This window comes from Microbispora sp. CA-135349, from assembly GCF_050947365.1.
GTDB lineage: Bacteria > Actinomycetota > Actinomycetes > Streptosporangiales > Streptosporangiaceae > Microbispora.
Genome location: NZ_CP192001.1, coordinates 8,227,848 through 8,252,625, shown reverse-complemented (window position 1 = coordinate 8,252,625; position 24,778 = coordinate 8,227,848). Strand labels below are relative to the sequence as shown.

31 protein-coding genes are annotated in these 24,778 nt (G+C 69.3%); 12 read left to right on the top strand and 19 right to left on the bottom strand.

Annotated elements, in window-relative coordinates:
* Window positions 1-11: 11 nt before the first annotated feature.
* The 11 genes from ACQPZZ_RS38020 to ACQPZZ_RS37970 form a co-directional block, all read right to left on the bottom strand.
* The gene (locus ACQPZZ_RS38020) at window positions 12-248 is read right to left on the bottom strand and encodes a hypothetical protein (RefSeq protein WP_432927123.1); all 237 of its coding nucleotides are present in this window, start codon (window positions 246-248) and stop codon (window positions 12-14) included.
* 67 nt (window positions 249-315) lie between these two features.
* Window positions 316-765, bottom strand: coding sequence for a gas vesicle protein K (locus tag ACQPZZ_RS38015; protein ID WP_432927121.1), 450 nt, complete (start codon window positions 763-765; stop codon window positions 316-318).
* On the bottom strand, window positions 752-1,090 hold the full coding sequence (locus ACQPZZ_RS38010; protein ID WP_432927119.1) for a gas vesicle protein: 339 nt from the start codon (window positions 1,088-1,090) through the stop codon (window positions 752-754). The genes ACQPZZ_RS38015 and ACQPZZ_RS38010 overlap by 14 nt, the downstream gene beginning before the upstream one ends.
* Window positions 1,087-2,028 carry a GvpL/GvpF family gas vesicle protein gene (locus ACQPZZ_RS38005; RefSeq protein WP_432927117.1) on the bottom strand — a complete coding sequence of 314 codons (942 nt, stop codon included), beginning with the start codon at window positions 2,026-2,028 and terminating at the stop codon, window positions 1,087-1,089. The genes ACQPZZ_RS38010 and ACQPZZ_RS38005 overlap by 4 nt, the downstream gene beginning before the upstream one ends.
* Entirely contained in the window at window positions 2,021-2,587 is a 567-nt protein-coding gene (gene gvpJ / locus ACQPZZ_RS38000) for a gas vesicle protein GvpJ (RefSeq protein ID WP_432927115.1), read from the bottom strand. The genes ACQPZZ_RS38005 and gvpJ (ACQPZZ_RS38000) overlap by 8 nt, the downstream gene beginning before the upstream one ends.
* Window positions 2,584-2,988, bottom strand: coding sequence for a gas vesicle protein GvpO (gene gvpO, locus ACQPZZ_RS37995; protein ID WP_432927113.1), 405 nt, complete (start codon window positions 2,986-2,988; stop codon window positions 2,584-2,586). The genes gvpJ (ACQPZZ_RS38000) and gvpO overlap by 4 nt, the downstream gene beginning before the upstream one ends.
* Before the next feature lie 7 nt (window positions 2,989-2,995).
* Window positions 2,996-3,229: a gas vesicle protein GvpG gene (locus ACQPZZ_RS37990; protein WP_363642265.1), complete on the bottom strand. Its 234-nt coding sequence runs from the start codon at window positions 3,227-3,229 to the stop codon at window positions 2,996-2,998.
* Window positions 3,230-3,248: 19 nt separating this feature from the next.
* Window positions 3,249-4,040, bottom strand: a complete 792-nt coding sequence (locus ACQPZZ_RS37985; RefSeq protein WP_432927110.1) for a GvpL/GvpF family gas vesicle protein — start codon at window positions 4,038-4,040, stop codon at window positions 3,249-3,251.
* A 1-nt stretch (window position 4,041) separates the two neighbouring features.
* Window positions 4,042-4,458, bottom strand: a complete 417-nt coding sequence (gene gvpJ, locus ACQPZZ_RS37980) for a gas vesicle protein GvpJ (RefSeq protein ID WP_432927108.1) — start codon at window positions 4,456-4,458, stop codon at window positions 4,042-4,044.
* A gap of 126 nt (window positions 4,459-4,584) precedes the next feature.
* Window positions 4,585-6,051 (bottom strand): SRPBCC family protein, encoded by a 1,467-nt coding sequence (locus tag ACQPZZ_RS37975; protein ID WP_432927106.1) that lies wholly within the window; start codon window positions 6,049-6,051, stop codon window positions 4,585-4,587.
* Window positions 6,052-6,056: 5 nt separating this feature from the next.
* Complete coding sequence (locus ACQPZZ_RS37970) at window positions 6,057-6,620, bottom strand: hypothetical protein (protein ID WP_432927104.1); 564 nt, start codon at window positions 6,618-6,620, stop codon at window positions 6,057-6,059.
* A 335-nt stretch (window positions 6,621-6,955) separates the two neighbouring features.
* On the opposite strand from ACQPZZ_RS37970, the gene ACQPZZ_RS37965 reads away from it, so the two are divergent.
* The 6 genes from ACQPZZ_RS37965 (at window position 6,956) to ACQPZZ_RS37940 (ending at window position 9,608) form a co-directional block, all read left to right on the top strand.
* On the top strand, window positions 6,956-7,432 hold the full coding sequence (locus ACQPZZ_RS37965) for an Asp23/Gls24 family envelope stress response protein (RefSeq protein WP_363642275.1): 477 nt from the start codon (window positions 6,956-6,958) through the stop codon (window positions 7,430-7,432).
* Entirely contained in the window at window positions 7,429-7,851 is a 423-nt protein-coding gene (locus ACQPZZ_RS37960; protein ID WP_432927102.1) for a hypothetical protein, read from the top strand. The genes ACQPZZ_RS37965 and ACQPZZ_RS37960 overlap by 4 nt, the downstream gene beginning before the upstream one ends.
* A gap of 2 nt (window positions 7,852-7,853) precedes the next feature.
* Window positions 7,854-8,039 carry a hypothetical protein gene (locus tag ACQPZZ_RS37955; protein WP_183543489.1) on the top strand — a complete coding sequence of 62 codons (186 nt, stop codon included), beginning with the start codon at window positions 7,854-7,856 and terminating at the stop codon, window positions 8,037-8,039.
* On the top strand, window positions 8,036-8,374 hold the full coding sequence (locus tag ACQPZZ_RS37950; protein ID WP_432927100.1) for an Asp23/Gls24 family envelope stress response protein: 339 nt from the start codon (window positions 8,036-8,038) through the stop codon (window positions 8,372-8,374). The genes ACQPZZ_RS37955 and ACQPZZ_RS37950 overlap by 4 nt, the downstream gene beginning before the upstream one ends.
* Window positions 8,349-8,957, top strand: coding sequence for a DUF6286 domain-containing protein (locus tag ACQPZZ_RS37945; protein ID WP_432927098.1), 609 nt, complete (start codon window positions 8,349-8,351; stop codon window positions 8,955-8,957). The genes ACQPZZ_RS37950 and ACQPZZ_RS37945 overlap by 26 nt, the downstream gene beginning before the upstream one ends.
* 63 nt (window positions 8,958-9,020) lie before the next feature.
* Window positions 9,021-9,608, top strand: coding sequence for an alkaline shock response membrane anchor protein AmaP (locus ACQPZZ_RS37940; protein ID WP_432927096.1), 588 nt, complete (start codon window positions 9,021-9,023; stop codon window positions 9,606-9,608).
* On the opposite strand, the gene ACQPZZ_RS37935 is transcribed toward ACQPZZ_RS37940, so the two are convergent.
* The 5 genes from ACQPZZ_RS37935 to ACQPZZ_RS37915 all read right to left on the bottom strand — a co-directional run bounded on the left by ACQPZZ_RS37935 (window position 9,598) and on the right by ACQPZZ_RS37915 (window position 14,373).
* Complete coding sequence (locus ACQPZZ_RS37935; RefSeq protein WP_432927094.1) at window positions 9,598-10,425, bottom strand: carbohydrate ABC transporter permease; 828 nt, start codon at window positions 10,423-10,425, stop codon at window positions 9,598-9,600. The two genes, ACQPZZ_RS37940 and ACQPZZ_RS37935, sit on opposite strands and share 11 nt — an antisense overlap.
* On the bottom strand, window positions 10,426-11,376 hold the full coding sequence (locus tag ACQPZZ_RS37930; protein WP_432927091.1) for a carbohydrate ABC transporter permease: 951 nt from the start codon (window positions 11,374-11,376) through the stop codon (window positions 10,426-10,428).
* Window position 11,377: 1 nt separating this feature from the next.
* The gene (locus tag ACQPZZ_RS37925) at window positions 11,378-12,661 is read right to left on the bottom strand and encodes an ABC transporter substrate-binding protein (protein WP_432927089.1); all 1,284 of its coding nucleotides are present in this window, start codon (window positions 12,659-12,661) and stop codon (window positions 11,378-11,380) included.
* Between the two features lie 229 nt (window positions 12,662-12,890).
* The gene (locus tag ACQPZZ_RS37920; RefSeq protein WP_432927087.1) at window positions 12,891-13,016 is read right to left on the bottom strand and encodes a hypothetical protein; all 126 of its coding nucleotides are present in this window, start codon (window positions 13,014-13,016) and stop codon (window positions 12,891-12,893) included.
* 997 nt (window positions 13,017-14,013) lie between these two features.
* Window positions 14,014-14,373: a DUF488 domain-containing protein gene (locus ACQPZZ_RS37915; RefSeq protein WP_363642291.1), complete on the bottom strand. Its 360-nt coding sequence runs from the start codon at window positions 14,371-14,373 to the stop codon at window positions 14,014-14,016.
* 190 nt (window positions 14,374-14,563) lie between these two features.
* Between ACQPZZ_RS37915 and ACQPZZ_RS37910 the strand changes: the two genes are divergently transcribed.
* A complete protein-coding gene (locus tag ACQPZZ_RS37910) occupies window positions 14,564-15,691 on the top strand; it encodes a GH12 family glycosyl hydrolase domain-containing protein (RefSeq protein ID WP_432927085.1) in 1,128 nt (375 codons plus the stop codon).
* A gap of 75 nt (window positions 15,692-15,766) precedes the next feature.
* On the opposite strand, the gene ACQPZZ_RS37905 is transcribed toward ACQPZZ_RS37910, so the two are convergent.
* Window positions 15,767-19,333 carry a galactose-binding domain-containing protein gene (locus ACQPZZ_RS37905; protein WP_432934680.1) on the bottom strand — a complete coding sequence of 1,189 codons (3,567 nt, stop codon included), beginning with the start codon at window positions 19,331-19,333 and terminating at the stop codon, window positions 15,767-15,769.
* Window positions 19,334-19,812: 479 nt separating this feature from the next.
* Here ACQPZZ_RS37905 and ACQPZZ_RS37900 point away from each other — a divergent pair, with 479 nt between their 5' ends.
* The 3 genes from ACQPZZ_RS37900 (at window position 19,813) to ACQPZZ_RS37890 (ending at window position 21,921) form a co-directional block, all read left to right on the top strand.
* Window positions 19,813-20,745 (top strand): AMIN-like domain-containing (lipo)protein, encoded by a 933-nt coding sequence (locus tag ACQPZZ_RS37900; RefSeq protein WP_432927083.1) that lies wholly within the window; start codon window positions 19,813-19,815, stop codon window positions 20,743-20,745.
* A gap of 78 nt (window positions 20,746-20,823) precedes the next feature.
* Complete coding sequence (locus ACQPZZ_RS37895) at window positions 20,824-21,360, top strand: hypothetical protein (RefSeq protein ID WP_432927081.1); 537 nt, start codon at window positions 20,824-20,826, stop codon at window positions 21,358-21,360.
* An 81-nt stretch (window positions 21,361-21,441) separates the two neighbouring features.
* The gene (locus tag ACQPZZ_RS37890; protein ID WP_432927079.1) at window positions 21,442-21,921 is read left to right on the top strand and encodes a hypothetical protein; all 480 of its coding nucleotides are present in this window, start codon (window positions 21,442-21,444) and stop codon (window positions 21,919-21,921) included.
* Between the two features lie 5 nt (window positions 21,922-21,926).
* Here the strand turns inward: ACQPZZ_RS37890 and ACQPZZ_RS37885 are convergent, their stop codons facing one another.
* Complete coding sequence (locus ACQPZZ_RS37885; RefSeq protein ID WP_432927077.1) at window positions 21,927-23,198, bottom strand: hypothetical protein; 1,272 nt, start codon at window positions 23,196-23,198, stop codon at window positions 21,927-21,929.
* Window positions 23,199-23,275: 77 nt separating this feature from the next.
* Between ACQPZZ_RS37885 and ACQPZZ_RS37880 the strand changes: the two genes are divergently transcribed.
* Complete coding sequence (locus tag ACQPZZ_RS37880; protein WP_432927075.1) at window positions 23,276-23,644, top strand: hypothetical protein; 369 nt, start codon at window positions 23,276-23,278, stop codon at window positions 23,642-23,644.
* On the opposite strand, the gene ACQPZZ_RS37875 is transcribed toward ACQPZZ_RS37880, so the two are convergent.
* On the bottom strand, window positions 23,613-23,921 hold the full coding sequence (locus ACQPZZ_RS37875) for a hypothetical protein (protein ID WP_432927073.1): 309 nt from the start codon (window positions 23,919-23,921) through the stop codon (window positions 23,613-23,615). The two genes, ACQPZZ_RS37880 and ACQPZZ_RS37875, sit on opposite strands and share 32 nt — an antisense overlap.
* Window positions 23,922-24,337: 416 nt before the next feature.
* On the opposite strand from ACQPZZ_RS37875, the gene ACQPZZ_RS37870 reads away from it, so the two are divergent.
* Window positions 24,338-24,706: a group I truncated hemoglobin gene (locus ACQPZZ_RS37870; RefSeq protein WP_432927071.1), complete on the top strand. Its 369-nt coding sequence runs from the start codon at window positions 24,338-24,340 to the stop codon at window positions 24,704-24,706.
* Window positions 24,707-24,778 lie beyond the last annotated feature (72 nt).

Below are 24,778 nucleotides of genomic sequence, written 5' to 3'. Positions count from 1 at the left end.
CGGTCGACCGGTCAGGCCCCCAGGTCGCGGGCGACGGTGTCGAACCGGTCCGCGAGCTCGCCGAGCCGCCGCTCGTCCACCGGGCCGTCTCCCACCAGGCTCCGCAGGTCACGCCGGCTGGCGATCACCAGGCCCTCGGCCCGTTCCTCCGGCACGACCTCGCACCGCCCACCCACCAGCACCAACGTCGCGTCCGGCGACGGCGACTCCAGCAGCGCCCGGACCTCGTCCCGGCCGACGACACCCATGACCTCTCCTCCCGGCCCCGATCGATCTCCTCCGTCTGCCCCTGCGACCTGGGCGCACACGCCGCGCTCACGGCCCGTCGGTGGGCAGCAGCGTGCCGAGGGGCCCCAGGTCGAGGTTGAGCTCGGACGGCGACACGTCGAACCGCTCGCACAACTCGGTCATGGCCTCCTCCAGGCGCATCAACGTCAGGCCGAGCGTCTCGACCTGCTCGTCGGACAGGTCGCCCTGGTCCATCCGCCGGATGGCCTGCCGTTCCACGAGTTGACGCACCAGCTCGACGAGCGTCAGCACGAGACGGCTGAGGTCACGCCGCACCGCCTCCGGGTCGGTGTTCAGCCGCCAAGGGGAGCCCCTCCCGGTTTCCGCGTTCGGTTCCCGCGGGTCCTGCTCCCACCGGTCCTGCCTCCACTGGCCCTGCTCCCATTGGTTCGGGCCGCCCGCATCGGTCTCCACGCCCAGCCGCCAGGGGCCCGCCGCGGTGTCCCGTGGAGAGCTCCTGGCCTCACCACCGGTCATCCTCCCTCTCCCTCCTGCCGCCACCGGGATCGTCCGTCGCCCGCCCGCCTTCCGCGTACGGCCCGCCTCCCGAACGCGACGGCTCGCCGAGCGGGTCGAACGGCTCGGTGCCGCGTACGGAGCCGAGCAGCGCCCGCAGGGAGATGCGGACGAGGTCGATGTCGGCGATCGACAGCACGATGTCGCCGGTGATCACCACACCGCCCGCGAGCAGCCGGTCGAGCAGATCGACGAGCGCCACCCGCTCGGGCGGCAGGCGGCCCTCGGCGGCGAGGGCCGCCCCCCGCGGTCGCTCCGGCAGGTACGCCGGTGTTCCCGGCGTCATCGCACGCCCCCGGCCCGGCTCGCCCCGAGGTCGATCGAGGTGAAGGAGTAGGGCGCCCACGGGCCGGTGAGCTCCACGTCCAGGAACCGGTCGCGAAAACCGCCGATGACGGCCGCGAAGTCCTCCTCGCGGGCCGGATCCACCAGGTATGCGCCGTTGAGCACCATCGTCTCGCTCCGCCCGGACAGCTGGGGGTCCTGCGGGCGGTGGCGGTAGCTCGCCACGGCGACCTGGCCCAGCTCGGCGTGCAGGCGCTCGGCCAGCTCGGCCGCCGCGCGCCACAGATCCTCCCTGCCGCGCAGGTTCTCCTTCTTCCGGCGCAGGTACGCCATGCCCGGGCTGCCGCCACCGGCCCGGGAGGCCGACGAGGGAGCCGCCGGAGAGGAGGGCGCCGGAGAGGGGGGTGGCGTGCCCCGGCGCAGGTACGCCTTGACGCCCCACTCCCGCCGCCCCGCGACATGCGACAGGATCTCGGCGAAGTCGTCATGCCGCCGGTCGAGCAGGTCACGGACCTGCTCGACGCCGGTGTAGACGGTCACGAGGCGCACGGGGGCGGTCGGCCCGGCCGCCGCCAGCGCCTCGACGACCCGGTGGTGGGCGCGGGCGACTCCCTCCACCCAGTCGAGGTCCTCCAGCGAGCGGCGCAGCGGTTCCTCTCCGAACCGGTCGAGGGGCACGTCGCTGACGTGGGCCACGAGCCCGCCGTGCGGCACGGGACGCACCGCGCCGTCCAGCACGCCGCGCAGGTCGCGAGGCGGCTTCCCGCCGGACGTCACCGCGTACAGGTAAACCCCCTGGCCGGGACCACCCACGGCGGGGTGGTTCTCCTCCCTGGCGGGGTGGTTCTCGCCCACGGCGGGGTGGTTCTCGCTCGTGGCGGGGCGGTTTTCGCCCACGGCTGGGTGGTTCTCGCCCACGGCGTGGTGGCTCTCATTCACGGCCGGGCTCCGTTCTGCCGGGCCCGCCGAGCCGCCGGGCGCGGGCCTCGGCCTGGCGGTCGCCCCGCCGCTCGCCCTGCCGCTCGCCCTGCCGCTCGCCCTGCCGCTCGTACGTGCGCTCATCGGCACGCTCGTCCGCGCGGCCGGTCCGCCGTTCGCCCTGCCGTTCCCCCTGCCGGTCGCGGTCGTCCGCGTACTCGCCCGGTTCGAGCTCCGTCCGTTCCTCCCAGGCGAGCAGGCGCTCCTCGACCGCGTTCAGGCGCTCGCGGAGCCGGCGGTTCTCCTCGACCAGTTCGCGGTCCTTGCCGCTGAGCCACGGGTCACGCTCCCACCAGTCGATGCCGATCTCCCGCGCGGTGTCGACCGAGGCGATGACCAGCCGCAGCTTGATGGTCAGCAGCTCGATCTCCAGCAGGTTCACCCGGATGTCGCCGGCGATCACGACACCCCGGTCGAGCACACGCTCCAGGATGTCGCCCAGATTGGTCGACTCCCGGCCCATGACGGCCGGCGGCGCGTACGACTCGCGCAGAACGGGACGCGAGCGGGGATCGGTCATGTCCCACCGCCGTAGGCGCCCGTGCCGCGCCGGTAGGTCCGCGTGCGCCGGTAGGACATGAGGTTCCCCTCGTCGTCCACCTGGCACTCGTAGAGCGACAGCATGTCGCCGGTGGAAGGGACCCTGCGGTCCTCGACGACCTCGACGTTCACCAGCCAGCCGTTCTCCACCGGTTCCACCAAGGTGACCCCTTCGGTGTCCTTGGAGGTCAGATCCGCGATGTAGCGCAGGCCGAGCCGGCCGACGGACGCCGCGTTCAGCGCGGCCCGGCGCCGGCGCGGCTCCGCCCCGCGCTCGCCCTCGTCGTACGGCCCGTCCTCCTCGGCGGGCACGCCGGAGGAGGCCCGCCGCCCGTACGCCGCGGCGTCCTCGTCGTACCGGGCTCTCCGCCGGGGAGGCATGGGACGATCACCCCCTCTGCGGGCCGCTCATGAGCCTGAGGATCTCCTCCACGGCCTGGGCCTCCTCCTCTTCGGAGATCTGGCCCGAGCGCCTGGCCTCCTCGATGGCCTCCAGCCGCCGCCGGACCGCCGCCGGATCCCTCAGTTCATGCTCGACCTGCTTCTGAATCAGCTCGCCCAGCCGGATGACACCGTGGATCGGGGCGAGCGGCCAGGTGAACAGCATGCTGATCAGCCCCACGGCGGCCTCCCCTCATGTGTCAGGTGGTGACGAAGTCGTACGGCGCCATCGGCCCGAGCAGGCGGACCTCGACCCGCTCTCCCCACTCGCAGCGCAGCTCACCGACGGCGCGTTCGAAGTCGGCCTGGCGGTCGTTCTCCACGAGGAACGCGACGTGCGCCGCGTCGCGCTCGTGACTGGGGTCCCGGACGACCGTGCCGGCGGTGAAGGGCTCGAAACGATCGATGACGGCCTGCGTGTCGGCCTCGCGTTTCGCGCCGATGATCTGAGTGATCAGCTCGCCGAGGCGGATCCGTTCGTTGCGGGTGACCTCCTCCGGCAACTGCCTGATCCGCTCACGCAGCTGTCTGGCCTCGGCGTTCTCCGACAGCACCTCGACCAGCACCGGCTGCTCGGCGTACCGCGCCTTGAGAACGAACTGGGAGCGTCCCTCCAGCTGCTTCAGCGCGGCCGCGAACGAGTCGTGGTGAGGGGCCAGCAGTTCCTCCACGACCGCCTCGGGCGTGGTCATCACGGCGCCGAACCGCAGGGGAAGCACGGGAACCTCGGCCGCCGCCTCGTCGAGCAGTTGCTCGTGGGCCACCAGGTCCTGTGCCCGGCCCAGCGGGCGGTCCACGTCGACGTCGCTCACCAGAGCGGCGATCTCCCCGTGCCGGACGATCCTGACGCGGCTGGGGGGATCACCCACGCCGACGGCGTCCTCGCTGATCTCCACATCCTCGGGGAGGATCCCGTAGACGTAGCACGCCGTGTCGCACTGCGGGGCCTCGGCCCGGTCGCCCGCCCCGGACTGCCTTACGGTGCCCGACATCTCAGTCTTCCTCCCTTCGACGACGGCGGGTACGCGGGGCGGGTTCCTCCTCCGCATAGCTCGCCAGCAGGTCCTGCAGCTTCTCTCCGGCCGCCTCGATCACGCCCTGGGCGACGCCCTTGGACTTGCCGCGGGCGATGCTCTGAGGCGCGCTCGACAGCAGGTCGGGCAACCCCTGCTGCTGGGACGCCAGGTCCAGCCGGTTCACCGCCTCGGCGAAACGCAGATAGGTGTCGACACTCGCGACGACGACACGCACGTCGATGGTCAGAATCTCGATGCCGACCAGTGAGACCCGTACGTAGGCGTCGATGACGAGGCCCTTGTCCAGAATCGTGTCAATGACGTCGGCCAGACCGGATCCTGACGACCGGCCCGGCAATCCGCCGCCACCCGCTGGTGGAACGGCTACCGTCATGTGCTTCCCCTCCTCGGTTTCCTGTCGTGTTGTCGATCACTCGTGGCGCCCGGCGGCCGTTCGCGGCGTGTCGGGCGGTCGCGCCGCCGTTGCGGGACGGCTGTCGGGGCCGCCGTTGCGGAACGGCTATTGGGGCGGACGGCGGCGCCGGATCAGGGGACGGCGCGGAGGCTTGCCTGCCTCGCCCCTTTTCTCGCCCTTCTCCTCGCCCCTGCGTGCCTGCTCGCCGGGCTGCCCGCCTTCGTCCCCTTCTCGTTCGCCCCGTTCGCCTTCGTCCGGCCCGGCCTCACGCCGCCGGCCACGTCCCTCGGATTCGGCCTCGCGACTTCGGGCCACCTGCGCCCTGGCCCGGCCGCCCGGCCCTTCGCCCGAGGCGGCGGGCCTGCGCGTCCGCTCGGGCTCCTCCTCTTCCTCGTACGGCTCCTCTTCTTCGCCTTCTTCCGCTGCGCCCTCTTCTTCCGGGCCCTCTTCTTCCGGGCCCTCTTCTTCCGGGCCCTCTTCTTCCGGGCCCTCTTCTTCCGGGCCCTCTTCTTCGAACTCCTCGGGCTCCTCCTCGTAGCCCTCCTCGCCGCCCTCGCGCTCGCGCTCCTCGCGCAGCGCCGTCTCGTGGTCCTTGACGACCTGGCTGTCGCGGATCTCGCCCCGCCAACCCTCGATGTCGTCGGGACGCAGCAGGGCGTTGGTCATGACGTGCCGCTTGAAGTGCTTGAACTCGAGCCGCACCCGGCGGCCCTGAGCCCGCCACAGGTTGCCGATGCGCTCGAAGAGCCCCTGCGGGTGGTATTCGACGACGAGGAGCACCCGGGTCATCTCGGGTGTGATCTCGTGGAAGGTGACCGCGCCGTCGGGGAAACCCTTCGGACCCTGCGACCGCCAGACGATCCTGCTGTCGGGAACCTGCTCGATGATGGTCGACTCCCACGTGCGGTGGGACCAGAAGACCTGCGCCTTCCACCCGAGCTTCTCGTCGGACTTCTGCTCGACCGTCTCGACCTTCTTCATGAAGGTCGGGAAGTCTTCGAACTGCGTCCACTGGTTGTAGACCAGGCGGAGCGGCGCGCCGATGTCGAGCGACTCGACGATGTTGGTGACCTTGAGCTTCTTGCCCTTGCGGCCCTTGCCCCCGCCGCCACCGCCGAACAGGCCCTTGATCTTTTCCTTGCCGTACGCCATCAGGGCGGCGCGTACGGGGTGACCACCTCCGCCGTTCTCGGTGAGAGCGCTGGTGAGAGCGCCGAGCAGGCCGCCTCCGCCCGTCGCGCCGAGCCGGTCGGCCGCCGACTTGAGCAGGTCCCGGGCGTTCCGGCCGCGCGTCAGGCCGCCGAGCAGCCCGCCGAGGGCCTTCCGCCCGCCCCCCTCTTTGCCGGTGAGCGCGCTGAACAGCCCTGAGCCGCCGTGCTCCACGTAGTCGGTGAGACGACCGGCCAGGCCGTCGATCTTGTCGGCGACCCGCGACAGGGCCCGTTCGGCCACGGCGGTGGCGAGGTTCTGGAACTCCTGCCCGAGTCGCTGGGTGGGCAGTGCTCCCTCGTCCGGCGCCCGTGTGTCCTGCACCCGTTCCGCCTGGGCCCGTTCCCGTGTCTGTTCGGTCATCGGTCTCACCTCCTCCGGATCACGGGACGGGTGGGACGGATCCGGGGCCGGCGCCGCTCCTCGGGTTCGGGTTCCTCCGCCTCCTCCTCGTACGGCCCCTCGTCCTCCTCTTCCTCCTCGTAGGCCTCTTCGGGGGCCTCTTCGCGCTCAGCCTCGCGCCGCGGCGGGCGGCGGCGGGGCGCTCGGCGGCGGCTCTCCTCCGGCCGCTCCTCCTCTTCCTCTTCCTCCTCCGCGGCCCGGCCCCGTCCCTTGGGCTGCCGGAGCGCCTCGGCGCGTTCGTGCAGCTTGTCGCTCAGGTTGTCGATCTGCTTGCTGGTGGCGCGCATCGCCGCCGCCTTGCCGATGTCGAGCAGGTCGCCGCGCACGCGTTCGGTGATCTTGCCGATGTCGGGGGCGGCGCCGCCCAGGATCTTGGGGACCTGTTCGAGCAGGGCGCCCGTCGTTCCCTCTCCCTTCAGGCGGGAGGCGAGGATGGCCAGCGCCAGCATCAGCGCGAAACGGAGCTTCTGATGCCGGCCGAGGTAGTAGCCCGCGATGACCGCCAGAGCCACCTTCAGTCCGTCTTTCATGATCGCGCCTCCTACTGGCCCGCCCCCCAAGCGCCGGGCCGGACGTCCGCCCGGCTCGCCACGCGGCACTGCGACCCGACTGAACGGTATGAATGCCCTAGACCTGCACATAAAAACTCGATCTCGTACATACCGGACAGTTTTGGTGCGGCTTGATCTCGGCGTTAGGGCTGTACGCCCTGGCTCTCCACGAGCTCGCCGGTCTTGGGATGTTCGAGGGGTTCCGATGACTCAACCTCGCCCCACCTGGTCTGATTACTGTGCGCGAATTGGGTATCACGCGCGTATATCGGCGGGAAGCGGTACGAACCGCGCAGGCGAAGCGGGGGAGTCATATGACCGAGACCAGAACGTCGACCGCGACCGTCGAGCCGGCAGCCGGGCGGTCCCACGGGACGCAGGGCGTGTCGGGCCTGGTGACGGAGCGGGGCCGCACCACGATCGCCGACGAGGTGGTCGCAAAGATCGCCGGTATGGCGGCTCGTGAGATCGACGGAGTCCACGACTTCGGCACCGGCACGGCCCGCGCGTTCGGTGCGATCAGGGGGGCGCTGGGCGGGGAGGACGGCGTCACGCGGGGCATGTCGGTCGAGGTCGGCGAGCGGCAGGCCGCCGTCGACATCCACCTCATCGTCGAGTACGGCGTCGCGATCCCCGACCTCGCGCAGGCGGTGCGCAGCCACGTGATCCGCGCGGTGGAGCGCATGTGCGGGCTGGAGGTCACCGAGGTGAACATCGCGGTCGACGATGTATACCTGCCGAGGCAGCAGGAGTCGCAGGCGTCCGCCGACCTGGAGCCACGGGTCCAATGAGCACCGTTCCGGAGAGCACGGGGGTGGAAGGCGGCGGCCTGCGGGCCGCGGCGTCCGAGGGCGCCGCGCGCGGCTCCCCGGAAGGCCCGCCGCCGGAACGGGACGGGCGCGCCGCGGCGGAGGAGGAAGGCGAGATCTCCGCCCGGCGGATCGCCGACCGGGTGCTGTCGTGCCCCGACGTCGCGGACCTGTCCCGGGGACCGTTCGGAGTGGTCGCGACGCACCTGCCCGGTGGCCTGGTCCCGGGCGTCGCCGTACGGGACCAGGCCATCGAGGTCGACATCGTCGCGCGATACGGCAGGCCGCTGCCGGAGGTCGCCGACCTGGTTCGCGACGCGATCGGCGGCCTCGCACGCGGCCGCAGGGTGGACGTGACGATCGCCGACGTGGTCACAGACGTCGGCGAGAGGAAGGAATGATCATGGAAGGCTATCCGCTCTGGGGCCTCGTGGGGCTGCTGTTCGGCACGGTGCTGGGGGTGGTCGGGGCCTTCGGCGGCCTCAGCGCGTTCATCATCGTCCTGGTCCTCGGCATCGTGGGGTTCCTCGTCGGCCTGGTGCTCGAAGGCGGCGTACACCTGCCGCAGATGCACCCGAGACGCCAGTGAGCGTGCCGGAGGCGCGCGGGACGACGACCGTCTCGGATCGCGCCTTTGCGAGGATCGCCGAGAAGCTGGCGAGCGAGGACGAGCACGTGACCGGGCGGCCGCACGTCTCGGCGTCGGTCACCGGCGCGGTCGCGGCGGTCCACTGCGATCTGGCCGTGCGTTATCCGACGCCGGTGCCCCGGCTGGCCGCGAAGCTCCGCGATCACATCCGGCGGCGGCTGCGGGAGCTCACCGGCATCGCCGTGGAGAACGTGGACATCGAGGTCGTGGAGCTGGTGCCCGAGCAAGGGCGCCGGCAGAGGAGGGGCGATGACCGAAGGCCGAGGCCCGTCTGAGAGGGTTCCGCTCTTCGTTCCGATGCGGGGGTTCGCGGGCGGGGGAGCCGGCCGGGCCTTCCGGCCCAGCCGTGGGCTGCCGGCCGCGGTCGCCGCGCTGGCGCTGCTGGGGATCGGGGGCCTCACCGCCGTCCACGTGGTCTCCGCACTGCTGGGGCTCCCCGTCAAGATCGTGCCGTACGACCAGTGGGCCCGCTGGGCGAGGACCACGGCCTGGGACGACACCCGGGCCCTCGCGGTGGCCTCGGCGCTGGCCCTCATCGGCCTGGCGCTGATACTGATCGCGGCGGTCCCCGGCCGGGGGCGGATGGTCGCGCTGCGCACCGGGGACCCCAACCTCGCTGTCGGCATGCCGCGGCGCACGCTGGCGCGGGCGCTGCGAGCCCGGGCGAACGAGGTGGACGGCGTGCGCGCGGCCCGGGCGCGCATGCGCGGCTGGCACGCGGACGTGTCGGTCCGGACCGATCTGCGCGACACGACGGCGCTCGGGGAGCGCGTGCGGACGGCCGTCGAGGACGAACTCGCCCGGCTCGCCCCCGCCCACCGCGTCTCGCTGCACCTGCGTGTCCACGGCCCGTCCTGACTCGTGGTCTCCGCCCCCCGACCCCGGTGAACGTCCGCGGACAGCGCGTGGAGGAGGCAGGCTGTGAGGAGAAGATCAGGCAAGGGCAACCGCGTCGGGCTCGCCCTGTGCGGGCTGGTGCCGCTGGCCGCGGGCGGTCTCGCGCTCGCGCGGGCGCTCGGCGCCTTCGGCGGCGACGCCGCGCGACGGCCCGTGATCGACGCCGGGACCAGGAACTTCGCGGCGACGGCGCCGTGGTTCTGGCCGGTCATCGCCGCCGTGGGTTTCGTGCTCGCGCTCATCGGGCTGGCCTGGCTGCTGGCGCTGCTGCGGGTCGACCGGCTGCGGCGGCTGCGCCTGGAGTCGGGCACGTCCGGGGTCACCGAGGTCGACGCGCATCCCGCGAGCGAGGCCCTGGCCGCGCAGGTCGGCGCCTATCCGGAGGTGCGCAGGGCGCACGCGGTGCTGCGCGGCTCCTCCGACGACCCGCGTCTCGATCTCGGCGTCTCCGCCGTGGAGCCGGCCGACCTCGGGGCACTGGTCACCCGGCTGCACGACGAGGCCGTGCCGGACCTGCGCAGCACGCTCGGCCTGCGCCGCCTCCCGGCGACGGTCCGGCTCGACCTCGCGTCCGGTCACCGCCCGCGCCCTGGACGAGGGGTCAGCCCTTGAACGCACCGTCCATGATCCCGACGACCATTCGCCTGCCCACGAACACGAACAGCACCAGCAGCGGCAGGGTGGCCAGGAACGAACCGGACATGGCCAGGCCGAGATCGATGCTCCGGCTGTTCTGCAGCGCCTTGATGGCGATCTGCGCGGTGTACATCTCGGGTGACTTGAGCACGATGAAGGGCCACAGGAAGTCGTTCCAGGCGAAGACGAACCCCAGAAGTCCCAGGACGAACGCGGCCGGCCGGACCAGCGGGAAGGCGATCCGCCAGAAGATCTGCCAGGACGTGGCGCCGTCGATGCGGGCGGCCTGGAGGATCTCGTCGCTGAGCGTGGTGGCCAGGTGCTGGCGCATCCAGAAGATGCCGAACGCGCTGGCCAGCCCCGGCACGATGAGCGCCTGGAGGGTGTCCACCCACCCCAGCTGAGAGATGATCATGTACTGGGGAATGACGGCGAGCTGGGTCGGCACGGTCATGGTCAGCACGACGACGAGAAACAGCACGTTACGGCCGGGGAAGCGCAGCTTGGCGAAGGCGAACCCGGCCAGCGAGCACAGCACGGCCTGCCCGACCCCGATGGTGCCGGCCACGACGAGGCTGTTGATGATCGAACGGACGAACGGCACGGTTGAGAACACGAGCCCGGCCAGGTGGAAGAAGTTTCCCCCCGGCACGATCTCCGGCGGCAACTGGGTGGCGGTCGCCGTGTCCGTCGTGGCCACGACGAACATCCAGTAGAGCGGGAACACGCACACCAGCGTCGCCAGCGCGAGTATCAGATAGGTCCACCAGCGGACCCTGTCGGCCTTCTTCATTCATCGCTCCGGACGGATGCGGGCGGACAGGAGGTAGTTGAGCGTCGCGATGACGATGATCAGCACGAACAGCGCGACGCCGATGGCGGCGCCGTAGCCGAACTGGAACTGGCCGAAGCCCTGTTCGTACAGGAACAGCGTGAGCGTCTGGCACTGGCGGATCGGGCCGCAGGTGAGCGGAGTGGTGTGGGAGGCCAGCATCGGCTCGGTGAAGATCTGCAGACCGCCGATCGTGGAGGTGACGATGGTGAAGACGATGACCGGGCGCAGCGACGGGATCGAGATGTGCCGGAACTGTTTCCACGCACCCGCGCCGTCCACCGCCGCGGCCTCGTAGATCGTCCGTGGAACGGCCTGCAGCGAGGCCAGGTAGAGCAGCGTGGTGTAGCCGAACCAGCGCCAGGTCACCATCGTCGCGATCATGATGTGACTGCCCCACACGGACTGCTGGAAGTTGATCGGCCCCACGCCGACGAGCCCGAGCAGCCAGTTGAGCAGGCCATAGTCGCGGTCGAACATCTGCGCGAACACGATGGTGGTGGCCGCGACCGAGGTGATGTACGGCACCAGCATCGACATCCGCCACAACGTCGCCAGCCGCAGCCTGGCGTGGTTGAGGAGATGCGCCAGCACCAGCGCCGCCAGGAGCTGCGGCACGGTGGACAGCAGCCACATGCTGATCGTGTTCCAGGCCGCGTTCCAGAACCGCGGGTCGCCGAGCAGGCGGCTGAAGTTGTCGAGGCCGATGAAGACGTGCTCGCCGATCGGGTTCCAGTCGAACAACGCGACGTAGAAGGTGAACAGCAGCGGGACGAGCCCGAAGATCCCGAAGATGAGGAAGAACGGAGCGATGTAGGCGTATGGCGCCAGCCGCTCGGCCAGGCTCTGCCGCACCCGCGCCTCGGTCTCGGCCTCGGGCGTCGTCCGCCGCGGGCTGAGCGTCGTGGTCACGTCACTTGCCGATCGCGGTCTTGATGTTGGCCATCGCCGCGTCCCACGCCTTGGCCGGATCGCCCTTGCCCTGTTCGACGTTGGTGATCGCGGCCAGGAACTCCGAGCCGATGGCCGGGTCGTCGGGCCCGATGACGTACGGCTTGAGCCCGAGCAGCGACTCGGTGTAGATCTTTCCGATCGGCGCGTCGGAGAAGAACGGGTCCTTCTGGCTCAGAAGCTTCGGGTCCTGGTAGACCGACGGGGTGGTGGGCAGCGAACCGGCCTCGAGGAAGTGGTCGAGCTGGCCCTGCGGTGACTGCATTTTCGAGATGTATTCCCAGGCGGCCTTCGGATTGGCCGCGCGCTTGGGGATGGCCAGGTAGCTACCGCCCCAGTTGCCGGCGCCGCCCGGGATCGTGGCGATGTCCCACTTGCCCCTGGTGCCGGGGGCGTTGTCCTGGATCTGGCCGAGCAGCCACGACGGCGCGGAGATGACCGCGAAGTCCCCCTTGCCCATGCCCGCGCTCCATCCTTCCGAGAAGGAGCTCTGCTTCGCGCTGATGCCGGCCTGGATCGCCTTGAGCCCCAGGTCGAACGCGGTCCTGACCTGTGGGCTGGTGCGGTAGATGACGTTGCCGTTCGGGTCGTAGTACTTCTCGGGACCCTGGTTGACCGCCTGGAGGAAGACACTGGTGGGGGCGTTGTCGATGAACGCCTTCCCGGTGGCGGCGGTGTACTTCTTGCCGGTCTCGATGAAGGCGTCCCAGGTCGGCCAGAGCTTGCTCACCTCCTCGCGGTCCGTGGGCAACCCGGCGGCCTTGAACAGGTCGGTCCGGTAGGCCACCGCCATGCCGCCGACGTCGGTGGGAATGCCGATGATCTCGCCGCTCCTGGCGACGGACTGGCTGATCACCCAATCCAGGTAGTCGCCCTTCATCTTGTCGGCGCCGTACTGCCGCAGGTCCTGGAAGTTCTGCGGCTGCTGGAGGAACTTCGGCAGGTCGTCGCCCTGGATCAGCACCAGGTCGGGCACCTTGCCACCGGCGAGTGCCGTGGTCAGCGCCTGTGCGGTCTCCGCCGTGGAGCCCACTTCGGTGAGCTTCACCTGCACATTCGGGTTGATCTTCTTGTAGGCCTCGACGCTCTTCTTCTGGTTGATACCGGCGAACGACCAGAACTCGAACGACTTGCCGTCCCCTGACGGCTGAGACGCGCCGCCGCCACCTCCACAGGCCGCGGCGGTCAAAACGATGGCCGCGGCGAGCACGGCCGGCGTGGCTCTGCGGAACGACACAGGTGACATGGGAAGTCCCTTTCGGGGTCAGGAGCGGAGGGAGGTCTTCCAGGGCGCAGAAGTCAGGGGTTCAGGAGTCAGGGGTTCAGGAGTCAGGGGTTCAGGAGTCGGAGCGGCGGCGATCGCGTGCTTGGCGGGCTTGTCGCGGACGTTCTCGTCGCGCGGTGACGAGGCCCCTCGCCGGGGAAGGAGGCGGGGACCCGGGAGTTCTCGCGGCTTCAGTCCCACGATGTCGGCTTCAGTCCCACGATGTGAGGCCGACGCGGCCGCGCACAGCCAGGCATTCGTGACCCGGCCAGGCGAACGCGTGCGCCACGGCGTACGCGTTCGCCTGCCGGGCGTCCTTGCCGGTGCGCAGCGTCATGCGGGGTGTTCGGATCGGTGACTCGGTGAGATCGACGTCTCCCGAAGCCGGCGAGGTGCTCGGTGTTCCGCCACGCCGGGAAGTCACCCGCGGATCGTGTCGCCGGCGGCGACCCGGCCGGGCTTTCTCGCCGAGGATTGACGCACCCCATCCGGATGCGCCGTGCTCAAGAGAGCGGTATTCGCCGGACACTTCTCAGCGGCCGCCGCATGACGCCGGGTGGCCGGTGACCGAGCTTGAGCGGCCGCCCCCGGCCGCCCCCCGAGCGGGTCGACCGCCTGCGCCGGCGGCACGTCATGGCGGCGATCACGATTACGGTTTCAGTGGATCACGATTATGGCTCGGGCGGCGGAAGCACCGGTTGCGAACCGGAGGGTGAGCGGTAATCGGCGAATTCATACTGCGCTCCTTCTGGATATCGGCCAGAAAACTCCGGGAGTACCCGCGGCCAGAAAGTTTCGTAGTACGTGGCGACTGATAACGCCGGACCCTACGTCCCGCTTCTGAAACTCGTCAAGAACCTGGTCACAAGAAGCTTGATACGACGCTGACACCGTGACGAAACCTCGGTGCAGGGCCGCTGCCAGGGCCGCTGCCAGGGCCGCTGTCCAGGGCCACTGCCAGGGTCGCGTCGGAGAATCGGCCCGCTCGGCGGCACCGCCTCCGTCCCGCCCGGCGACCGCAGAAGCGGTTCGACGAGGGGTGCCGGCCCTGTCAAGGGCGGCGTCGCCGACGTGTCGCGACACCGGGTGGCCGAAACTTTTGCGATTCTCCCGAAACAATCGGCCGCATAGTCTTGACGGTAAATCCGAGCGACCCTAACGTAACTCTCACCGCAGGTCCGGACCTATTGTTAGCGTTAACACAAGCGACCGTCCCGTGAATGGACGTCGCAGTTTCCGTGCCGCCGCACGACTCCTGACAGGGGGACCACCGCATGCGCTCGCGCCGCCCGCCACACCGGCCTCCGCGTGGCCGCACGGACCCCGGCCGAAGGTCAGGCGGGCGGCCCGGACAGGACCTGCGCGAGCACGGCGGCCTGACTGTGCTCGACGTCCCTGGTCGCGGTGAGCAGGGTCAGCGGGCCGTTCTCCATGAGCCGGCGCAGCCCATCGAGCGCGGCGCGCCGCTCGGGATCGTCCAGTTCCTCGAGATAACGGCTCCGGAACTCGCCGAACCTCTCGGGGACGTGGCCGTACCAGCTGCGCAGGGCACTGGACGGCGCCACGTCCTTGACCCATTCGTCCAGGTGAGCGGCCTCCTTGCGGAGGCCGCGCGGCCACACCCGGTCGACCAGCACCCGCGTCCCGTCCCCGGGTGCGGGGTCCTCGTACACACGGCGGACCGTGACGGACATGGCACCACCTCCTCCTGCGGGCATACCCCCGCCGCACGGTGGCGCACGCCGGTGTCCGGCAGCCGGACAGAACGTGTAAGTGAAACTTTCACTTACAGTAAGGGCATTGTCGCTGGTCGGGGTTTCGTCCACGTTGTCGATCAAATCAGCCCATGTCGCACGCCTTGCCCTGATGTCTATGGTCCGGGACATGAAGATGCGAATGATCACGGCGGGCCTCGTCATGCTCGGCTCGGTCGCCGCGTCGCTCGTCGTCGGTCAGGCGGCGCACGCGGACACGACGATCTGCGAGAAGTACGGCTCGACCACGATTCAGGGCGGCAAGTACGTCGTCATCAACAACAACTGGGGCGATGACACTCAGCAGTGCATCAACGTCACCAATAACGGCTTCTCCGTCACGCAGGCCTCCCACAACAAGCCGCAGAACGGCGCTCCGGGGTCGTACCCCGCGGTGTACGCCGGCTGCCACTACGCCAACTGCTCCAGCGGCAGCGGCCTGCCCCTCGCGGTCAGCAACAGCCAGTTCAACACGGTCCAGACCAGCGTCAGCATGAGCTACCCGGGCTCGGGGGTCTACGACGCGGCGTACGACATCTGGTTCGACCCGACGGCGCGCAAGGACGGCCAGAACACCGGCGCCGAGCTCATGGTGTGGCTCAACCACACCGGCTCGATCCAGCCCGTGGGCTCGAAGGTCGGCACGGTCAACCTCGCCGGCGCGACCTGGGACGTCTGGTACGGCAACACCGGCTGGAACGTCGTCTCCTACGTCCGCACCTCGCCGACGAACTCGCTCAGCTTCGCCGTACGGACCTTCTTCGACGACATGGTGAACCGGGGCTACGGTCAGCGGTCGTGGTATCTCACCAGCGTGCAGGCCGGATTCGAGCCCTGGGTGGGCGGCGCCGGGCTCGCGGTGAACAACTTCTCCTACAGCATCGGCGGCGTGGTCCAGAACCCCTCGCCGTCCCCCGCCGTCTCGCCGACCGGCGGCAACGGCAACGGCGCCTGCCGGGTGAGCTACAGCAAGAGCGAGTGGCAGGGCGGCTTCACCGGCAACGTCACCGTCACCAACACCTCCTCCAGCCCGGTGAACGGCTGGACCCTCGGCTTCTCCTTCCCGAACGGCCAGAAGATCACCGGCTACTGGAGCGCCGACGTCAGCCAGAACGGGTCGTCGGTGACCGCGAAGAACCTGTCCTACAACGGCTCGATCCCGGCCGGCGGCAACGTCTCGTTCGGCTTCCAGGGCACCTGGAGCGGCTCGAACGGCAACCCGACCGGCTTCACGCTGAACGGCACCCGCTGCTCGTGACGCCCTGACCCCCTGACACCCCCTGGGAAACAGGCGCCGCCGGAGTGACGTCCCTCCGGCGGCGCCGTCACGTCGTCAGGGGTTGACGTTGATCGTGAAGGTGGACGTCGTGTTCTTGATGTCCTGGTAGTTGTCGCTGAGCTTCAGGTTGTTGAAGGTCACCGACCCGACCGCCGGGCCCTGGTTCGGCTCCGGCAGCTCGTTCGCCCAGAGGCCGAAGCCCGACTTGGCGTCGAACGCGTCACCGCTCCTGTGCGCCCCGGAGATCGAGATGTTGGTGAAGACCGTGTCCTTGATGGGGTTCTGCGGCCGGCCGCTGTCGTAGTTGGTCTGGAACATGATCCCCGAGTAGGTCGGATCGACGATGTCGACGTTGCTCACCCGGATGCCCTGGAACACCTTCGAGGCGGAGAACAGCCAGATCGCCGGGAAGGTCTGCTGGCCCCAGAAGTGGCCGCCCGCGCGGACGATCGAGATGTTGTCGAACACGGTGGGCGGGCTCGCGCCGAAGCCGTTCATCGGATAGCCGAAGTCGAGCGAGCTGATCGTGATGCCGGAGTAGGTCAGCGTGTCCGCGATGTAGATGTTCCTGAACGTGTTGGCGTACCCGCCGTAGACGGCGATTCCGGCCGCGCGCCACGGCAGGATCGCGGTCAGGTTCTCGTAGACGTTGTTCTTCTCGTCGGCGCCTCCCGCGTCGATGGCCGAGAACAGCGCGAAGCTGTCGTCGCCGGTCGTCCTCGCCTCGTTGTTGGAGACCAGGTTGTCCGTGCTGCCGTTGGTCATGTTGACCCCGTCGGCGAACGTGTCACGGATCCGCGAGTTCCTGATCGTGATGTTGTCGGTGTTGGCGCCCCAGTACATGCAGACCTGGTGCTCGACCCAGATGTTGTCGATCGTCATGTTCGCGACGTTCTGCCAGTCGAACACCTTGCCCGGCCCGTCGATGCGGCTGGTGTAGTTGCCGAAGTAGGCGAACCCGGAGAACGCCGAGCCGTTGGCCGACGCCTCCGCCCGGAAGCCGACGTCGGTGTTCTCCTGGTTGGAGGGCGCGTGGAACCGGGTGAACCACGGCCCGGCGCCGGCCACCTTGACCGCCTTGCCGTACACCTGGAACTTGCCCGACGTCTGGTAGTCGCCCGGCGGCAGGTAGACGCCCACGAGCTTGCCCGTGGTGTCCATCCGCACCTTGTCGAGCGCGTTCTGCACGTCCTGGTGGGCGAACCCGGCCGGCACGGCGTACGTCGCGGGGTCGGGGTTGGGGGTCGCCGTCGCCTGCTCCAGGTTCACGAAGTCGATCGCGTACGTGGAGGTGTTGGCGGCGTCCTTCTGCAGCCGGATCTTGCTGCCCTTGGGGACCGTGGTCCCGAGCATGACGTTGGCCTCGTCGTAGATGTGCCGGGGACTTCCCGCGCCCGGGGAGTTGCCCGGGGCCTTCTCGTCGCCGTACAGCCAGGCGTACTTGGAGGTCAGGTTGATCGCCTTGAGGAAGGAGCCGTTGACGTAGACGTTCAGCGTCGCGTCGGTGCCGCCGCCGCCCGCCGCGTCGGGGATGGAGAAGCGGGTGACCAGCGTGTTCGTGTCGGCCCTTGTCGTCCACTCGACGTAGCTGCCGGTGGTGGTGAGCCGTACGGCCTTACGGCCGGACGCCTCGCCGGCCAGGTCGCCGATGGTCCGGTTGGGGCCGACGACCGTCGCCCCACCGCCGGTCACACCGTCCTCGGCCTCGTACATGTCGTAGGGCATGTTCGCGCCGCGGCCGGCGAAGAACGGCAGGCTGGAGGTGTTGTTGGCCTGCTTGACCGGCAGCTCGTTCGCGTCGGCGGCGAGCACGGTCTTCACCGTGTATCTGCCGTTGGCGGCCGTCCAGGTGCCCAGGTTCACCGGGCTCGTCGTCGACCCGGCCGCGATCACGCCGCTGTAGGAGCCGGTCAGCGTCCTGACCACGGTGCCCGAGTCGTTGACGATCGTCAGCGTGATGCCGTGGGCGCCGCCCGCCGAGGCGACCGTGCCCTGGTTCTTGATCGCGACGTTGAACGTCACCGTGCCGCCGCCCGCCGGGTTGCCGGGCGACCAGGTGGTGCCGGGAACCAGGTCGGAGGTGTCCACCGGGCGGATGGTGAGTGAGGACGCGGCGGTGAAGCCGTTGTTGTCCTCGTTCTGCTCGATGACCGACTTGCCCTCGTCCGCCTTGGCGGTGAGCGGGAAGGTGCCCGCGTCGCGGGGACCGATGTCGGCGGAGACGTTCGCGCCCGCCCCGGCGGCGAGGGCGGCGACGTTCGCCGTGCCGACCTTGGTGGTGCCGAAGTAGAAGTTCACGTTCGTCGCGCCGGAGGCGGCGTTGCCGATGTTCTTGATGGTCGCGGTCAGCGTGACCGGGTCGGTCTCCACGGGGGAGGCCGGGGACGCGCTGAGGGCGCTGATGGTCAGGTCGGGGTTGGGGGCGGGGACGCCGATGACCTGGAACTCGGCCGCCTGGCCCGCCGGGGCGCCGGAGTTGCCGGTGAACTTCAGCTGCACGTCCGCGACCCGGCCGCTGACCGGGATGGACACCGAGTTGCCGGTGGCCGGGCTGAAGGAGTACTGGGTGGCGTTGGTCAGGTTGGTGAACCCGGCCGCGCTCTGCTCACGGCCCAGCACCTGGATGGTCTGCGTGCGCGGTCCCCAGGAGCTGTCGGGGTTGAGCTTGACGTTCACCTGGGAGATGTCGGCGTTGGCGCCGAGCGCCACGGTGAGGGTGTTGGGGTAGCTGCCGCCCGCGCCCTCCCAATAGGTGCCGATGTTGTTGTCGTTGGCGTTGGTGGCCACGAAGGTGAACACCGAGCCGTTGGCCGTGATCGGCTTGCCGAGCGCCAGGTTGGTGCCGCCCGGCCCGCCGGTCCCGGTGCGGGTCACGGTGTTGGACGGGCCGGACTCGTTGCCGGCGGCGTCCTTGGCGGTCACGTAGTAGGACACCGTGACGGTGTCGGGCTGGGTGTCGGTGTAGGTGAGCACGTTGCCGGCCACCGTGCCGCGCTGCGTGCCGTTGGCGTAGACGGTGTATCCGGTCACCCCGACGTTGTCGGTGGAGGCGTTCCAGGTCAGCCGGATCTGCCCGGAGGCGGGCTGGGTGTAGGCCAGGTTGCCCGGAGCGGTCGGCTTCTGATCGTCACCACCGGGGTTGCCCGGGCCGTAGACCTCGAACTCGGAGATCTGTCCAGCCGGCCAGCCGGTGTTGGCGGTGATGTTCAGCCGTACGTACCGGGCGGTGGTGGCGGTGAAGTTGATGGTGACGGTGTTGCCGCCCGCCGGGTTGAAGGTGTAGGCGGCGGAGGGGACCGTGGTGGTGGCCGGGTTGTCGGTGGTGCCGGTCAGCACCGACAGCGTCTGCGTGCGGGTCTGCCAGGCCGACAGGTTGGGGAGCTTCAACACCAGCTGGTTGATGCTGACGGCCGAGCCGAGGTCCACCTGGAGCCACTGCGGGAAGGCGTTGTTGGCGCTCTCCCAGTAGGTCGCCTGGTTGCCGTCGTTGGCGTTGCCCGCGCCGTACACGTCGGCGTGGGCGCTTTCCTTCATGGTCTTGCCGGCGGCGAGGTTGGGGCCCGCGGCCGAGGCGGGGGAGAGGGGCGCGGCCACGACGAGCAGGCAGGCCGCGGCGATCACAGCGATCAAGCGCAATAACGGGACGTGCGTTTTCGGCATTTGCGTTCCTTCGTCCGGCAGGAACCGACCGGCGGGTCGTCCGATCCGCGGTCGTGGGGGATTTCGAAAATCGGGGCTGGACGGGGTCGCGGCGGCGACCGGTTGCCCACTGCCGTGGCCGACATCACCTCGTGTCCTTTCATGCGAAAGGTGACGGTGGCGGGGCGCACGGACGCAGTGCTTCCTGCCGGAACTTGCGGCGAGCCGCAAAGTCTCGATTTAGAGCTGCAAATTTCTTACATTAGGTTGCCCAGATGTTACATAGGGCCCACTGCGCCGTCAATGGGTCAGAAAAGCCGGATGGAAGGTGACAGGTCTGTCCCGTCCCCGAGCTCTGTTCACCTGGGGATACTTCAGTTGGGTGCCGGCCCGGGAACCGGTCCTGCGCCCGCTTGTGGGTCCCCCGACTCGCGAAAAAGGAACCCGGCAGAGGAGCCCTCATGTTTCTGCCCCCCAGGCGCTCGCTCGCGGCGTTGGCCGTGCCGCTGGTGAGCGCGACCGCACTGCTGGCGATCCCGGCCTCCCCGGCCGCCGCCACACCCGTCCCGTCGATCGCCGCCGCGCATGCGGCCCCGCGCGTGGCGACCCTGGTCGGCGTGCGCGCCTCACACCATCCCGGACTGGACCGGGTCGTCTTCGAGTTCCGCGGGCCGCTCCCGGCGCGGCGGAGCGCCGGCTACGTGTCCCGGCTGATCGCCGACGGCTCGGGCCGCACGGTCCCGGTGGCCGGCGACGCGATCCTCGGACTCCGCTTCGGTGGCGCGACCGGCCACGACAACAGCGGGCGCCCCACCTACGGGCCCGCCCGCGAGACCTTCGCGCTGCCCGGCGTGATCCAGGTCGTCAACGCGGGCGACTTCGAGGCGGAGCTCACGTTCGGCGTCGGCCTGACCAGGAAGGCGTCCTACCGCGTCTACACCCTCACGCGCCCGAGCCGGGTGGTCGTGGACATCAAGACGCCCCAGCGGACCGTGCCGGTGAGAACGTACTTCCTCGACTCCCGGGCGTACGCGGCGGGGCGGAGGCCGTACACGGCGGCGGTGTCGCGGCCGGTCGTGCCGCCGTCCACCGCCCGCGCCGCCCTCCAGCGCCTGTTCGCCGGGCCGACGCAGGCGGAGTACGCCAAGGGGCTGCGCTTCGTCGCCTCGGGAGCCACCGGCGTCCGTTCGGTCGTCGTCCGTGACGGGGTCGCCCACGTGGGGCTCGCCGGGTCCCTCGCCGGCGGCGGGTCGGCGTTCACGGTCGCCGACGAGATCACGCCCACGCTCAAGCGCCTTCCGGGCATCCACTGGGTGAAGATCTACGACGCCCACGGCCGCACCGAACGCCCGAAGGGCCGCTCCGACTCCATCCCGGAGAGCCTGGAACCGTAACCGCGCGAGGGCCGGGGTCATCCCGGCCCTCGCGCCCGAGCTGGTGTCCCACCGTCGCCGGTTGAGAGCATGACGGGCATGGCGGACACGACGGATGTGGCGGCGATGACGGTGGTGGTGCAGCGGGTGCGAGTCCGTTGGTCGAAAGAGGGGCGCGGCGCCCGCGAGGCCACGCGCCGGGCCGAACTCGGCCGTGCGTTCCCCCTCCCCGCGTCGCCGCCGGGAACGCCGCTCATCCACGATGTGCTGATCGACACCGAGGGGGGCGTTCGGGTCGAGGAGCGGGCGACGGCCGAGGCGGAGGACGTGCGCCTCCTGCTGACCCAGACGGACGGCGGCCTGAAGGTCGAGCGCCTGCCCTCGCACGCCGCCTACCCCCTGCAGCGGCACCGCTCCCACTTGTTCACGCTCCGACCGGGACAGGTGGGCAGATACCTCGCCAACTTCCGCTTCACCGGGTGCGCCTGCGCGCCCCGCTGGCACTACGAGGACTGGACGACGTACGTCGCCATCCTGCCCGCGCGCCGCGACCTGTTCCTCGGTGTGTTCCTCGGGCGAAAGCGGTACGACGCGGAGTTCGACGGACGGGTGTCTCTTTACGGTCTTTCCCGCTGAAAGTTATTTGACGGGATGACGAGGGGCGAGGATCTGGGTCAAGATTGCTTTGTCCGTCTGCCGGCTGCTGGAGGTGGCGACGTGCGCGTTGCACGGATGGCCGTGGCGTTTCTCCTCGGCGGCTGCGTAGTCTCGGGCTGTGGCACCGGCCCGACCCTGCAGGCGGCCACCACGGAGCTCCAGAAAGACACACAACGCCTGCAGACCGACAGGTACTTCAAGAACCCCTTGACAAAGCTGAGAATCGTCGAGCGTCCGGACGTTGATCTACCCTGCGACAAGGGGAAGTTCGAGCGCGTGTTTCGCGCGACTGCCGAATACGGACCCAAGATTTCAGACGCGGACGGCTACCTCGATGCCGCCCAGACGTTGGTGGAGAGTGTACTGTCCCAGACTCTCCACTACGTGATCACCGCCGACCTGAGCCAGACGGATTGGAGGGACGCCCGGCTGGTCAAAGGTAGAAAAAATTCCAGTGGGATCACCATCGACGTCATTGTGGTGCCGGAATCGCCTACGTGGAGGATGGTGGCGAAGACTGATTGCCTGCCCCGCTCGTAGGATCGTCAATCCCAAATCCGTATAAGCTCCAGGGCTTGTTCGCTGGTGATGTGGTCTGCGGCATCCTCGACCTTCCGGTCGAGGGCATTGTTGCTGTCCATCCATCGTTCGTAAGGGGTCAGCTTCGCCCGTAGACCGATTTCCCAGCTTCTTCCGGTTCGGGTCCCCTCCTGCTTGGCCTCAATCATCAGCTCGTCGAACGTCTTGAGGCGGCCGCTTTCCGGGCTGATCAGTACGGCCGGTGGTTCGCTGGCCGGGTAACCCGCGTCATGCAGTAGGTATGCCATGTCGTACTTCTGGCGCAGAACGAAGTCCGCTCGAGCCCCGGTAAGTGCTTGAACGCGGGTTTCGAAACCGGCAGCCCAGCCGTCCAGCAACCTGCTCACAACGTAGGTCTTGGTTAGGGTCCAAGCGGTCCGCGCAAATGGGACGGGAATCCTGTCGATGCCCAGAGCCATTGTGTTTTTGACGACATCCCGGATCAGGCTGTCCGTGGCATCCTTCTCGCTGCGAACCTCCTTGGCTGCCTTGAACTCAATCCCGGCGAGATCGCCGAACATTTTCGTAGCAACTTGGAAGCGGCCGTCTTCTCCTTCGGCATCCAGGCGGGCGGCGGTAGTCAGGATGCGGTAGCGGAAGTCAGCCACGGTCCTGTCGAAGCCTTCGGTGAGCCGCTCCTCGCCGGCGAATGTTTTAAGGAAGCGGTAGGTGTCTCCCGGGCTCAAGTAGAACGCGGGGGTGACGCCGGGGATCGGCAGCCACTCGTCGGGCCGGGTCATGCCGGAGGTCCGGTACACGGCCTTGTCGAAGCGGGCGCCGGAGGCGAGTTCGTGGATGTAGGACTTGGCGATCGAGGCCATGGAGTCCCGGGCGGTGTTCGGCAGGTCCTTGCCGAACGAGCCGGCCGCCAGGATCGCGTCCAGGGCGAACGTGGCGGCCTCCGCCGAGTGCTTGCCCGGTTTCTCCGTCGTGGCCTCGCTGCCCGCCTCCATCACTCGGCCCAAGGAGTCGGCGACGTCGTCACCCGAGGCGAAGGATCTGCTGTAGTCCAGGAACCGCTTCATCTTCTCGATTTGGGTGAGCTTGACCCCGTCGCCTCCCATCTGGGCGAAGACGGCGCGGGCGGCCTTGCCATCCCCGGCCGGCACCTCCAGTGCGAGGGCGAGGGTGTCGGGGGAGTAGCCGTACGTCCGGGACAGGCTCGGGCTGCCGCCACGCCACTCCCCTCGCGGGTTCTTCATGAAGTCGTCCAGAGCGAGAGCGCGGGCGGCGGCCACGCGGACGTCCGTGGGGGCCTTCGCCCCGGCTGCCCGACGCGCTGGACAGCTTCGCGGCCGGCCGCGATCTGGGCCTCATGTACGGCACCGGCATCCTCACCAATCCCGCCATCGGTGTCGAAAGGCGGGCGAAGGTGTGGTCGCCGGTCCCGTTGAGCACCCTGATCAGCTCGGCCCGCTCCGACAGCGTGGGAGCCTGTTTTCTGCCCCAGTCGGCGATGGCGGTGATCTGCGCGAGTGGCGTGGTGCTCACTCCGTTGGCGCGGAAGAGCCCCTCGAAGTCGGTGACGAAGGTGGTGAGCCGGTCGGACGCCTGGCGCAGGTCGGCCGCCATGGCGTTCATCGCCGCCGGGTCGATGCCGCAGAAGTCGCCACCGGGGGTCGTCATCGCGTCCTTCCTCCCACGGCTCGGGGTCAGGGGCGTCCGGTCAGCTGACGCCGGATGAGCTCGGCCTGGGAACGGGTCACCATCGCCGGGTGCCGGTGCAGTTCCTCTTCGATCGAGTCGGTCATCTGCCGGACGAGCTGCGCAAGCCGGTGGTGCCGGTCGGCCACATCGTTGGTCCACTTCGCGGCGGTCGGTCCCGTCCAGACCTTGCCCGACTGCATCGTGGCGTAGACGCGCTGGTATGCCTGCCCGACTTCCTGCGATCGGTTGTGCACTTCTTTGAGAAGTTCCACCAGTTGTGCGTGGCGAGGGTTGGGCACCATCTCTTCCGCCACGTCGCCCCCTGCTGCCGCCCGCCGCTCGCCCCGAGTCGCATTTGACGTCACAGGTAGACATCGCCCTGACGCGTCGGCAAGCCGGAAATAACTCGGCATTTTGCGAACAAACCATTTCCGGATGGCTGACGCATATCTGCCTCGACGACGAAAACGTCCTCCCGGTGGGAACTTATCCCCGCTCCACTCGCGTCGCCAGTAGGAACAAACAACTACCTGGAGCAACAACCGACACCCGGTCGCCTCGCCGTACGGGCGTGCGCGTAGCGGCGGGAAGCCGCCGTGGGCCGCTTTTCGGTCGTGTCGACCGGGTGAGCGCCCGGCTACGTACGTATTTCCGCCCCGTCATCGGGCCGTAACGATCCGTGGCCATCGTCATGGACAACGAGGTCACGCACGCGCGGGAGGAAAGCGGGATGGCGTCCATCTTTGATCAGATCGGCGGTTCTGGCGCGGTCGCGGCCGTGGTCGACGAGTTCTACACCCGGGTCGTCGACGACCCGATGCTGCGAAGCCATTTCACCGGCGTGGACATGGCCAAGCTCAAGGCGCACCAGCGCAGCTTCGTCGCCGCCGCGCTCGGCGGCCCACAGGAATATCGGGGCAAGTCGATGGACGAGGCGCACGCCGGGCTCGGCATCACGGCGGAGGAGTTCGACCAGGTGGTCTTCCACCTCGCCGGTGCGTTGGAGTCGTGCGGCGTCGACGATGAGACGATCGGCTCCATCGCCGGAGCTCTGGCGCCGCTCAAGGAGCAGGTCGTGCAGAGCGCCGTCGCGGCCTGAACGGTCAGCCGGCCGCCATGCCCGACGCGTCCACGCGCTGGAACGGCCCTTGACCCTTAACCGGTTCACGGC